This is a genomic window from Micromonospora sp. CNZ303 (assembly GCF_004345505.1).
Genome location: NZ_SLVT01000020.1, coordinates 140604 through 152897 on the forward strand (window position 1 = coordinate 140604; position 12294 = coordinate 152897).

The 12294-nt window shown below is 74.5% G+C and carries 8 protein-coding genes; 6 read left to right on the top strand and 2 right to left on the bottom strand.

All coding sequences use genetic code 11. The annotated features are described in order from the left end of the window. The first annotated feature begins 1 nt into the window (after position 1). The 6 genes from EV374_RS26450 (at position 2) to EV374_RS26475 (ending at position 9477) form a co-directional block, all read left to right on the top strand. Positions 2-1021 (top strand): LLM class flavin-dependent oxidoreductase, encoded by a 1020-nt coding sequence (locus EV374_RS26450; protein ID WP_132239867.1) that lies wholly within the window; start codon positions 2-4, stop codon positions 1019-1021. Then, positions 1018-2613, top strand: a complete 1596-nt coding sequence (locus tag EV374_RS26455) for an MBL fold metallo-hydrolase (RefSeq protein WP_132239868.1) — start codon at positions 1018-1020, stop codon at positions 2611-2613. The genes EV374_RS26450 and EV374_RS26455 overlap by 4 nt, the downstream gene beginning before the upstream one ends. After that, entirely contained in the window at positions 2610-6200 is a 3591-nt protein-coding gene (locus tag EV374_RS26460) for a CocE/NonD family hydrolase (RefSeq protein WP_132239869.1), read from the top strand. Before EV374_RS26455 ends, EV374_RS26460 begins: the two co-directional genes overlap by 4 nt. Beyond that, positions 6197-7498, top strand: coding sequence for an aspartate aminotransferase family protein (locus tag EV374_RS26465; protein WP_132239870.1), 1302 nt, complete (start codon positions 6197-6199; stop codon positions 7496-7498). The genes EV374_RS26460 and EV374_RS26465 overlap by 4 nt, the downstream gene beginning before the upstream one ends. A gap of 16 nt (positions 7499-7514) precedes the next feature. Next, positions 7515-7727 carry an MbtH family protein gene (locus tag EV374_RS26470; protein ID WP_393145799.1) on the top strand — a complete coding sequence of 71 codons (213 nt, stop codon included), beginning with the start codon at positions 7515-7517 and terminating at the stop codon, positions 7725-7727. A gap of 439 nt (positions 7728-8166) precedes the next feature. Continuing rightward, a complete protein-coding gene (locus tag EV374_RS26475) occupies positions 8167-9477 on the top strand; it encodes a condensation domain-containing protein (RefSeq protein ID WP_132239872.1) in 1311 nt (436 codons plus the stop codon). Between the two features lie 49 nt (positions 9478-9526). Here the strand turns inward: EV374_RS26475 and EV374_RS26480 are convergent, their stop codons facing one another. Together EV374_RS26480 and EV374_RS26485 are read right to left on the bottom strand one after the other, a co-directional pair. After that, a complete protein-coding gene (locus tag EV374_RS26480; protein ID WP_132239873.1) occupies positions 9527-11809 on the bottom strand; it encodes a condensation domain-containing protein in 2283 nt (760 codons plus the stop codon). After that, positions 11806-12294 (bottom strand): phosphopantetheine-binding protein (locus tag EV374_RS26485; RefSeq protein ID WP_486485978.1); only part of this gene is annotated, 489 nt, incomplete at its 5' end. The genes EV374_RS26480 and EV374_RS26485, both read right to left, overlap by 4 nt.

A 12294-nucleotide genomic window follows, 5' to 3' on the forward strand; every position in this document is an offset into this window, starting at 1 on the left:
CGTGCCCGACGTCAGCTTCATCACCGTGGTGCCCCGGGTCCGGGACCTGACCGCGTACGCGGACACGGCGATGTCCGTCATCCGCCGCACCGACGCGGCGGACCTCGACGGGGTGCTCATCTTCACCGGCAGCGGCGCGGTGCTCGACCCCTGGGTCCTGGCGACCGCCGCGGCGGCCGGCACCACCCGGCTCAGCCCGCTGGTCGCGGTGAACCCCGTCTACCAGCACCCGTTCACCGCGGCCCGGATGGTCGCCTCGCTCGGCCTGCTCTACCAGCGGCGGATCGACCTCAACCTGATCACCGGCACCGCCGTGAGCGACCTGGACGCGCTCGGCGACCGGCTGGACCACGACGACCGGTACGCGCGCCTCGCCGAGTATGTCGAGATCATGATGGGGGTGCTGGGCAGCCGCCGCCCGTTCAGCTTCGACGGGCGGTTCTACCAGGTGTCCCGGTTGCAGCTCACCCCCGGTCTTCCCGCGCACCTGCTGCCCCGGCTGTACGTCGCGGGGCAGTCCCCGGCGGCCCGGCAGGTGGCCGAGCGGGTGGGCGCCACCAGCATCCAGATGCTCACGGCGGCCCGGCCCGACGCCGACGGGGCGCCGGGCGCGCTGAACTTCGGGCTGCTGACCCGGGCGACGGCGGAGGAGACCGAGCGGGTCGCCGAGGCCCGTTTCCCGGAGGACCCGGACGGCGCGAAGATCACCGCGGTCACCATGGCCAACACCGACTCCGTCTGGAAGCAGCGGCTCTTCGCCGAGGCGGAGGCCGGCCACGGCGCCGTCACCGTCGACCCGGCGTACCGGCTCGCGCCGTTCCGCTCCGGCCAGGCGGACGGGCCGTACCTGGTGGCCGACCACGCCGGCGCCGTCGAGCGGCTGCTGGCCATGATCCGGGCCGGCGTACGCACCTTCGTGCTGGACACCCCCACCGACGACGAAGACTTCCACCACCTCGCACAGGTCGTCCGGACCGTCCGGGACCGACTGCGTACGGACTCCACCGAGGGAGCGCGATGAACCAGCCCTTCGCCAGCCACGACCTGGTGCACGCCCGGCCCAACCTGGCGCTGGAACCGCTCATCCACCGGTACTACGCCTGGCTGAACCTGGTGTCGCCGGTGCCGGCGGCGATGAACTTCGCCAAGCTGCACGTGCCGCTGCTGCGCTCGTTCCTCGACGCGCCGGCGCTGCACCGCCGCTCGGCGCGCGACCCGAAGCTGCGCGGCGGCATGTTCGTCGACCTCGAGGACGACCAGCTCGACGGGGTGTCCGACCTGGCGGCCCGGCTCGCCGACGGGCCCATGCCGGAGCTGTCGGCAGCCATGGACGAGCTGACGGTCAACCTGGAGAAGCTCGCCGACGGGTTCGACCTGACGCCCCGCTACGGCGAGATCCCGCCGGCCCTGCGCGGCTACGTCGAGCTGGTCTACGACCTCAACGACCACGCCCGGATCCGGCTCGCCGAGCGGATGCTCTACCGCTCGCGGCACTTCGACGAGACCGCCCACTCGGTGGACCTGTCGCTGGCCACCGGCGACGAGCGGCCCTTCGCGATGACCACCCCGCGGTTCCCCGGCAACGGGCACGTGCAGGCCACCATGCCGCTGCGGGACCCCCGCATCGACCTGCTCTTCTCCACCATGACCACGGCCCGGCCCTTCGGCGAGCTGCGGGAGGCGTTCGACGTCTCCGACGCCGACCTGGCGACCTTCAGCGGGTTGTTCTCCGCCGAGCCGGGCGGGAGCCCGGACCGCAACCTGGACGGCCCGGGGCTGCGGGTGCGCTACTTCGGGCACGCCTGCGTGGTGGTGCAGTCCGGCCCGGTCACCGTGATGACCGACCCGTTCCTGTCCGACGCCCTCGGTGACGGCGACCGGTACGCCTACGCCGACCTGCCCGACGTCATCGACTACGTGCTGATCACGCACGGGCACCAGGACCACCTCGAACTGGCCAGCCTGCTGAAGCTGCGGCACCGCATCGGCACGGTGGTGGTGCCGAAGACCGCCGCCGGGGCGTTGCAGGACCCGTCGCTGCGGCTGTGCCTGGAGGCGCTCGGCTTCCCCAACGTGGTCGACGTGGAACCGGGCGAGACCATCGAGCTGCCCGACGGGCAGATCGTGGTGTGCCCGTTCGTCGGCGAGCACTGCGATCTCGACATCGCCGCGAAGGTCACCTACTCGGTGCGTACCGGCGGGAAGAACCTCTACTTCGGCGCGGACAACCGCTGCGTCGACCCGGCCCTGTTCGGCCACATCCACGACATGATCGGCGACGTCGACATGGCGTTCCTCGGCATGGAGTGCGACGGCGCCCCGCTGTCCTGGATGTACGGTCCGCTCTTCTCGCGCCGCATCGATCAGAAGATGAGCCGCAGCCGCAAGCTCAACGGCTCCGACGCCGTCGAGGCGATGGGCATCGTGCGGCGGCTGCGGGCCCGGCAGGCGTACGTGTACGCGATGGGCCGCGAGCCGTGGCTGGTGTTCGTCATGGCGACGAACTACACCGACGAGTCGTACCAGCTCAAGCAGATGGCGGAGTTCTTCCAGCGCTGCGCCGACGTCGGGGTGCCGGCGCGGGAACTCTACGGACGGGCCGACCTGGCATGAGCCGCACCTGGACCTGCCGTTCGCAGTACGTGGCCACCCGCGACGGGACCCGGCTGGCGGCGTACGTCTTCCGGCCGGTCGGCCAGCGTGACCCCGCGCCCGCCGTCTGGGCCCACGACCGCTACCACCAGGTGTCGCCGCGCCCCGGGCGCGACGACTTCCTGGCGGTGGTACGCGCCGAACTGGCGGACGTCGACCTCACCGACATCGACGACCTCGGCGTGGCCGAGGTGGCCCCCGGGGAGGTGACGCTGCGGGCCTTCCCGGTCGCGCAGCGCCTGCTGGCCCGCGGCTACGTCGTGGTGGTGGTGGACAGCCGGGGCAGCGGCGCGTCGTTCGGCACCAGCGACGGCCCGTTCTCCACGGCCGAGGCGACCGACACGTACGACGTCACCGAGTGGATCGCCGCCCAGCCCTGGTGCGACGGCCGGGTGGGCATGTTCGGCCGCTCCTACCTCGGGGTCTCGCAGTACCTGGCGGCGAGCACCGCCCCGCCGCACCTGGCGGCGATCTTCCCGCAGATGGCGCTGTTCGACCTGCACCGCTTCGCCTGGGACGGCGGGGTGTTCCGGGACGACTTCGCCCGCGCCTGGGGCGAGGACGTGCGCGAACTCGACCTGCGTGGCCCCGTCGCGCCCCTCGACGACGACCCCGACGGACTCCTGCTGGCCGCCGCCCGCGAGCAGCACGTGGCGAACCGGGACGTCCGGACGATGTTCGCCGGCCTGCCCGGGCGCGAGTCGCGGCTGGCCGACACCGGCGAGGCGGCGTACCTGACCCGCAGCCCGTCGGCGCTGCTGGAGGCGATCAACGCCTCCGGGGTCGCCGTCTACCACCTGGGTGGCTGGCACGACGTCTGGGCGCGCGACGCGACCGAGTGGGCCCGCCGGCTGACCGTGCCGCACCGGGTGGTCATCGGCCCCTGGCCGCACACCGGCGGGGTGCTGGGCGGCGCCGGCTACAACCTGGCCGACGAGCACGTGCGCTGGTTCGACCACTGGCTGCGGGGCCGGGACACCGGGATCATGGACGGCCCGGCCGTCCGGTACCACGTGCTGGGTGCCGACGCGTGGCGTACCGCCCGGTCCTGGCCGCCGGAGCCGGCGACGACCGGCACGTGGCACCTCGGCCCGGCCGGCGAGCTGGGACCGGAGCCCCGGGCCGGCGAGGCCCGGCGGTACGAGGTCGACTACGCCACGACGTCCGGCAAGACCAGCCGGTGGGCCAGCGGCTACGGCTCGCCCTTCCAGCGCCCGGACCTCACGGACAACGACACCCGGGCGCTGTGCTGGACCTCCGCCCCGCTGACCGAGGCGGTCGAGCTGGTCGGCGCCCCGGTGCTGCGCCTGACCGCCCGGGTCACCGACGGCCCGGCGGACGTCTTCGCCTACCTGGAGTCGGTCGCCCCCGACGGCACCTCCCTCTACGTCACCGAGGGCTGCGGCCAGGTCGACGGCGCTCCCGGCGACTCCCGCCTGGAGATCGAGCTGCACCCGATCGCGTACCGGTTCGCGGCGGGCGACCGGATCCGCCTGGCGGTCACCGGGGCGGACGCGGACAACGCGCTGACCGTGCCCCGGGACGTCGCGCCGGTGCTGACGGTGCGCCACGACGCCGACGCCGCCACGACGCTGGAGCTGCCCCGCGCGACGACCCTCGAACGGCGCGACGCCGACGACGAGACGGCCCCGCTCTCCGTGGCGCAGCGGGCGATCTGGCTGGCCGAGCAGGCCGGCACGAGCGGAGCGGCGTACCACCTCGACGCGGCGGTCGAGCTGACCGGGCCGGTGGACGCCGGCGCGCTGCACGCGGCGGTCGACGAGATCGTCCGGCGGCACGAGGCGCTGCGGACCACCATCGTCGAGGTCGACGAGGAACCGGTCCAGCGCATCCACCCGGCGGCGCCGCTCACCATCGCGCGGCTCGACCTCACCGACGCGCCGGCCGACGGCTGGGCGGGCGACGAGCGGGTGACCGGATTCCGCGACCGCCGGTGGGACCTCGCCCGGGAGTGGCCGATCCGGGTCGCGACCGTGCTGCTGCCCGCCGGCCGGACGGCGTTGCTGCTGGTGGTGCACCACGTCGCCGCCGACCCGACGGCGGCGGAGATCTTCTTCGCGGAGCTGGCCCGGCTCTACCCCTCGCACGCGCTCGGGGAGCCGCTCCGGCTGCCGGACGTGCCGTGCCGGTACGCGGACGTGGCCCGCCGCCAGCAGGCCGAACTCGCCGGGCCGGGCGCGGCCGACCATCTCGCCCGGTGGCGGCGCTACCTGGACGGCGCCCCGCAGGTGATCACCCTGCCGACGGACCGGCCCCGGCCGCCGGTCCTGGACCACCGGGGCGGGTCGGTGCGCTTCACCGTCGACGACGACCTCGCCGCCCGGCTGGTGGCGGCGGCCACCGCCGCGCGGACCAGCCCGTTCACCCTGCTCACCGCCGCGTTCGCCCGCACCCTGAACGCGTACGGCGCGGGCGACGACCTGCTGATCGGCACGCCGAGCCTGCAACGCGACGACGAGTCGACCCGCGACCTGATCGGCTGCCTGGTCAACCTGCTGCCACTGCGGATCCGGGTGGACCGGGACGCCACCGTGGCCCAGTTCCTGCACGACGTACGCGGCAGCGTGCTGACCGCGCTGGAGCTGCGCCGGGTGCCCTTCGACACGCTGGTCGGCGAGCTGCGCCCGCGCCGGGATCCGGCGGTCTCCGCGCTGGTGCAGGTCTGCGTCCGGTACGGCCGGGCGGTGCCGGACCGGTTCAAGCTGGGCGCGGTCGAGGCGCTGCGGTTGGAACCGCCGGAGTGGACCTCGGCGAAGTACGACCTGGCGCTGGCCGTGAACCAGGTCGGCGAGGACCGGATGGTGGGCAGCCTCGACTTCCGCCTCGCCCTGTTCGACCGGGCCACCGTCCAGCGGATCCTCGACTCGATGCTGACCGTGCTCGACCAGCTCGTCTCCGACCAGGAGCGGCCGGTGGGGGAGCTGTCCGCGATGCCCCGCCGGGAGCTGCGGGCCGTGCTCGACGGCTGGAACCCGGCGCGGCTGCCGGACGCGCTGGTCGGCCGGGACGACCTGCCGGCCGTGGCCCGCTGCTACGTCCTCGACGACCGCGCGCGGCCCGTGCCGGTGAACACCCCGGGGCGGCTGTGGGTCAGCGGCGTCGGCGAGGTCGACGACCCGTACGCCGGGACGCCGGGGGCACGGATGCGGGACACCGGGGCCACCGTGCGGTGGACCACGGCGGGACGGCTGGAACTGGTGCCCGCCACCTCCGGGCGGCCGACCGCCCCGCCGGAGGCCGCCCCGGACCCGGCGCAGCCGACCGCCGCGCCGTCCGGCCCGCCGGCCGACGACGGCCGCTCCGAGGTGCTGGACCAGCTCGGGCAGATCTGGGCCGCCCTGCTCAAGGTCGACGGCGTCGAGCCCGGGGACGACTTCTTCGACCTGGGCGGCGACTCGCTCTTCGCGATCCGCCTGATCAGCCGGATCCGCAAGGCGTACCAGGTCCGGCTCTCCCTGCAGGACGTGTTCGCGGCGCCGACGCTGGCCGAGCAGGTCGACCTGGTCCGCGAACGGCAGGCGTCGTGACCGGGCCGGTCTTCTATCCCTGGTCCGCGCAGGAGGAGATCGATCCGGTCCGCGTGGCCGGCGGCGCGGGCAGCTGGTTCTGGGACGAGCACGGCAACCGGTGGCTCGACCTGCACGCCCAGATGGGCAACCTGCACCTGGGCCACCAGCACCCGGCCCTGGTGGCGGCGCTGCGCGAGCAGGCCGGACGGATGTGCACGATCGCGCCGTCGTTCGCCGTCGACGTCCGCGACGAGGCGGCCCGGGCGATCGTCGAGGTGGCACCGGGGGACCTGGAGACGGTCCTGTTCACCACCGGCGGCGCGGAGGCCGTGGAGCACGCGGTGCGGATGGCGCGGGTGGTGACGGGGCGGCCGAAGGTGCTCGCCGCCTACCGGTCCTACCACGGGGCGACGGCGGGGGCGCTGGCGTTGACCGGTGACCCCCGCCGCTGGCCGGTGGACACGGCCAGCGGTGGCGCCGTGCACTTCACGGGCCCGTACCCGTACCGCAGCGAGTTCCACGCCGAGAACGCCGCGCAGGAGGGCGAACGGGCGCTGGAGCACCTGCGCCGGCTCGTCGGGTACGAGGGCCCGGACACGATCGCCGCGATCCTCGTCGAGCCGGTGGTCGGCAGCAACGGCGTGCTGGTGCCGCCGGACGGCTACCTGGCCGGCGTCCGCCGGCTCTGCGACGAGCACGGCATCCTGCTGATCGCCGACGAGGTGATGACCGGCTTCGGCCGGTGCGGCCGGTGGTTCGCCGGCGACCTCTGGGCCGTGGTGCCCGATCTGATGACCTTCGCCAAGGGGGTCAACTCCGGCTACGTGCCGGTGGGCGGGGTGCTGCTGTCCCGGGCGGTGGCGGCCCACTTCGCGCACCGCCGCTACCCCGGCGGGCTCACCTACTCCGGGCACCCGCTGGCCTGCGCCTCCATCGTGGCGGCGCTGCGGGTGCTGCGGGAGGAGAACCTGGTCGACCGGGCGGCCGCCCTCGGCCGCGACGTGGTGGGCCCGGCGCTGGCCGAGCTGGCCGAGCGCCACCCGATCGTCGGCGACGTCCGCGGCGTCGGCCTGGCCTGGGCCGTCGAGCTGGTCCGGGACCGCGCGACCCGCGAGCCGCTGGCGCCGTACGCGGCCCCGGGGACGCTGGCGCCCGAGATGGCCGCCGTTATGGCGGCGTGCAAGCGGCAGGGCGTCTGGCCGCTGGCGGCGGGCAACCGGCTGCATCTGTTCCCTCCGTTGACCATCACGGCGGAGGAGTTGACCGCCGGGATCGCCGGGATCGACCGGGCCCTGACCGAGGTGTCCGAGCTGTGAGGAGAAGAAGATGACGGTGGAGCAGACGGAGACGGCCGACATCTGCCGGGTCGTGGTCAACGACGAGGAGCAGTACTCGATCTGGCCGGACGGGCGGGAGATCCCGGCGGGCTGGCGGGAGGAGGGCTTCGTCGGGCCGCGCGCCCGGTGCCTGGAGCACATCGACTCGGTGTGGACGGACATGCGCCCGCTGAGCCTGCGCCGGGCGATGGCGGGCGAGGCGCGGTAGGAGACGTCAGGGTCTCGGCCGGGCGTCGCCCGGCCGGGTCCGCCTCCCGCCCGTGCCGCGATTACTTCCCGCGAGCGGAAAGCGGCGGGCGGTAATTGTGCGCGCGGGTGCCGCCTGTCGCAGGAAGAACTTCGGGTTGCGGAGCCGGGATCGAGACATTAACGTCTATCCACAGTGGACCCCGGCGGTTCCGGATGGGAGTCAGGATGCGTGCTCACTGCTACACGGCAACGACTCTGGTGGACATCGACCTCGTGGTTCGGCCCCGCAAGAGGCGGCTCGCCTGACAGCTGGAAAACAGGGGACTGCGGTCTCCGAGGCAATTCTGGTACGACCCTCTGAAATGCGTCTTCCGGAACGTCGGTAGGCGATCTCGTCAGTTCGCAGATCAGTTGATATTTGGTCCGCCGGGGCCATCTGTTCTTCCGGGGGATTCAGGGTGCGGGACTATTTCGAGACGAGCGAACACCAGGAATACCTGTGCCGTCTCGACGGCCGGGTCGGTCCCGCGACCCTGATGACCCAGGTGTGCCACCGCCTGGACGGCGACGTCGACGTCGAGGCGTTGCGGCGCGCCGTCGGGCAGCTGGGCGAGGCACATCCGTTGCTGCGCCGGGCGTTCGCCGAGCGCGACGGCTACGTGGTGCTGCGCGAGGGCCGCGATCGGGCCGACCTGGAGGTCGTCGAGGTGCCCGACGACCGGGCCGCCGTCGGCTGGTGCCAGGCCGCCCTGCGGCGGCCGGTGGACCTGTGGGCCGGGCCGTGCTGGGCCGTCTCGCTGGCCCGGACCGCCACGGGCAGCTCCTACCTGCTGCTGCGCGCGCACATGGCGCTTCTCGACCACCACTCCCTCGACCTGCTGGTCGACGACCTGGCCGTCCTCTACGGGGCGGAGCGGGGCGCCGGCACGGGCCAGCCAGCCGCCGCCGAGCCGATCGACGACGTCCTCGACCGGCTCTTCGAGCTGGGCGAGGAACAGGCGGAGGAGGACCTCGACTGGTGGCTCGACACGTTCGGCCGGCTCGGCCCGGTGCAGACCGGGGCCGACCTGACCGATCCGTTCGACGCGGCACCGGACGGGCCGGCACCGGCCCCCGGTGGCCACCTCGCGCAGGCGCACGTCCCCTCCGGCTCGATCGTGCCGGCCGTGCGTCGCCTGCGGGTCTCCCCGTTCGCCGCGTACACCGCGGCCCTGCTGGGCGCGCTGGGCGGGGCAGCCGCCACCCGGTCGTTCCGGGTGGCGTTCGTCGTGGACATGCGGTCGTTCCTCGACTGCGAGCGCGTCGTCGGCCAGCTGAGCCAGGCCGCGGTCCTACGGGTCGACGTGCCGCCGGGGATCGGCTTCGCCGACCTCAGCCGCCGGGTCGCCCACCAGGCCGCCGAGTCGCTCGGCCACCAGGCCGTCCCCTTCGAGCGGGTCGTCGTGGAGCTGAAGCGGCGCGGGGTGCCGGTGCACCTGCTGGCCCCGGTCTCGGTCAACTACTCCCTGCTGCGGGCGATCGACTGGCCCGGCGCCACCGCCGGGGCGATCGAGCTGGACAGCACCTCGACGCTGGACGACACCGCCGGTCTGGGCGGCTACTTCGACCAGCTCGACGGCCAGGAGCAGCTACGCATCAAGCTCTACGCCGCTGCCTCCTCCTACAGCGCCGGACGCACCGACGAACTGCTGGCGGAGACCCGGCGGTGCCTGGAGACCGGGCTGACCTCGCCGGACCAGCCCCTCGCGGCCGGCGCCCCCACCGCCTGACGCCGCCCGCCCTCCGCAGGGCCGCCCGGAGGCACCCGCCCGCCACCGCTCACCGGTCGTCCAGCGCCCGGGCCAGCCAACCGGCGATCCGTTGCACCGTGGGCCGGCGCAGCAGCGAGTAGTGGTCGCCCTCGTACTCGTGGACGGTGGTCCGGGCACCGACGTAGCGCTCCCAGCGCGGCTGCCAGCGCGGCGACGCGGAGGCCTGCACGACGGTCAGCGGCAGCTCCGCGCCCTCCGGCCGGTACCCGGCCACGGCGGTGACGTGCCGGGCGAAGGTCTCCACCCGGCGGCGCACCTCGCGCACCGGCAGCGCCACCGGGGTCACCCCGGCGTCCACCAGCCAGCGGCGCAGCAGCATCGTCTGCTCCTCGACCGGCAGCGCGGCGAGCGTCGCCGCCGTCGGTGCCGGGTGGTCCCGGCCGAGGGACGCGGCGAGGTCCGCGGCGAACCGGGCCGCCGTCGCGGCGTCGTCGGTCCCCTCGCCGGCCGGGCGCGCCTGCCCGGGCGCGGTGTCCAGGACCACCAGCAGGTCGACGGAGCGTCCGGCCCGCACCAGCCGGCGGGCCATCTCGTACGCGAGCAGGCCCCCCATCGACCAGCCGCACAGCCGGTACGGGCCGGCCGGCCAGCGGGCGACGACCTCGTCCAGGTACGCCTCGGCGAGCGCGTCGATGGAGTCGCCGGTGGCGTCGGCGGCCGACTCGATGCCGACCAGGTGGTACGCGGGCAGCAGCCGGGCGAGTTCGGCGTACGCGCCGACCGTGCCGCTGACGGGGTGCGGCAGGATCAGCGGCGGTTGGTCGGTCGGCCCGCCGAGGTGTACCAGCGTGCCGGAGCCCGTCCCGCCCGGCCGGGCACGCACCGCGGGCGTCGGGGCCGCCGCCCGGACGCCCGGCACGGGCCGGCGCACCGGCAGCGTGTCGACGGTGGCGTGCGGGTCGGCGACGACCGCGTCCAGCAGCGCCACGAAGTCGTCGGCGACGGCGGCCATGTCCGCCGGGTCGAACAGCCCGGCGCGCCAGGTCCAGGCCGCCACGAGCCCGCCCGAGTCGTCGGTCAGGACGTCCAGCTGCACGTCGAACTTCGCCGTGCCGGTGTCGACGTCGACCCAGGCGGTGCTCAGGCCGGCGAGCCGGGGCGGGGGCGCGGGTCGGCCCTCCACGCTGAACGCGAACTGCGAGAACGGCATCCGGCCCGGCACCCGCGCCGGGCGCACCTCGTCCACGATCCGTTCGAACGGCACCGCCATGTGGGCGTACGCCCCGAGGGTCAGCTCCCGGACCTGGTCGACCACCTCGGCGAAGGTCGGGTTCCCCGCCAGGTCGCCGCGCAGCACCACGGTGTTGACGAAGTATCCGATCCGGCTCTCGTCCGCCTCGCTCGTCCTGCCCGTCGTCGGCGACAGCACGGCGATGTCGCTGCTGCCGGTGCGCACGGACAGCAGCACCAGGTACGCCGCCAGCAGCGTCATGAACGAGGTGGCCCGCCGGGACCGACCCAGCCGGGTGAGCGCGGTCGTCACGCCGCGGTCCAGCGGCACGTCCAGCCGCCGCCCGGCGGCCAACGCCCCGGGCACCCGGTCGCGGACGCCGGGCAGGTCCAGGTCGGGCAGGCCGGCCAGCCGCTCGCGCCAGTAGGCCAGTGCCGCGTCCGGGTCCTCCGGGTCGTCGGCGAAGTCGTCCTCGTCGTCCTCGTCGTCGGGCACCGGCGGATCAAGGTCCGGCGTCCTCCCCGCCCGCAGCGCGTCGTACGCCGAGGCGAGGTGGTTCCAGAAGACCGGGCGGGACCCGCCGTCGAAGACGATGTGGTGCACGGTGACGGCGAGCAGGTGCTCGTCGGCCCCGCAACGGATCAGCACCGCCCGCAGCAGCGGGCCGTCGGCCAGGTCGAACAGCTCGTCGTGGGCCCTCGCCAGCTCCTGCCGGACCTGTTGCTCCCGGGTCGCGGCGTCCGTCGTACCGAGGTCGACGACCGGCACCGGCACCGGCGCGCAGGGACCGATCCGCACGACCACCTCGTCGTCGACCATCGCGAAGGTGGCCCGGAGCAGGTCGTGCCGGTCCGTGACGGCGGCGAGCGCGCCGCGCAGTGCCGGCAGGTCCAGCTCGCCGGTCATCCGCACCACGGTCAGGATGTGGTACGCCGTGCTGGTCGGCTCCAGCTGTTGCAGGAACCAGAGCTGCCGCTGGGCCACGGTGGCGGGACCGGTCGGCGTGGTGTCCAGCCGCTCGCGCAGCAGCCGTACCAGCAGCTGCCGGTGCTCCTCCACCGGCCAGCCGGGGGGCGGTCGCAGCAGCGTGGCGACCGGGTCGGGCGACGGGCCGCTCATCGGGGCGCTCCTGTCTCGTCGTACGGCGGGCCGGGCCGGGTGGCGGCGGCCAGCGCTCGTCGGGCCTGGTCCTCGGTGAGCGCGGCGACGGCCTCGCGCAGGCCGGCCACGGTGTCCACCCAGCCGGGCCGGCGCTCGACGCGGCGCAGCTCGTCGGCCAGCCCCGCGATCGTCGGGTCCCGGAACAGCGCCGCGACCGGCAGGTCGACCTCGAACGCGGCGCCGGCCTGCGCGGTGACCTGGGTGGCCAGCAGGGAGTGCCCGCCGACGGCGAAGAAGTCGTCGCGGACTCCGATGCCCGCCACGGGGGTGCCCAGCACCGTCGCCCAGATCCCCGCGAGCTGCCGCTGCACGGCGTCGCCGGGCGGCGCGGAGCGGACGGTGGTGGGATCCGGTGCGGGGAGTGCGTTGCGGTCGATCTTGCCGTTGCGGGTGAGGGGGAAGTGGGGCAGGGCGATGATGGCGTGGGGTACGAGGTGGCGGGG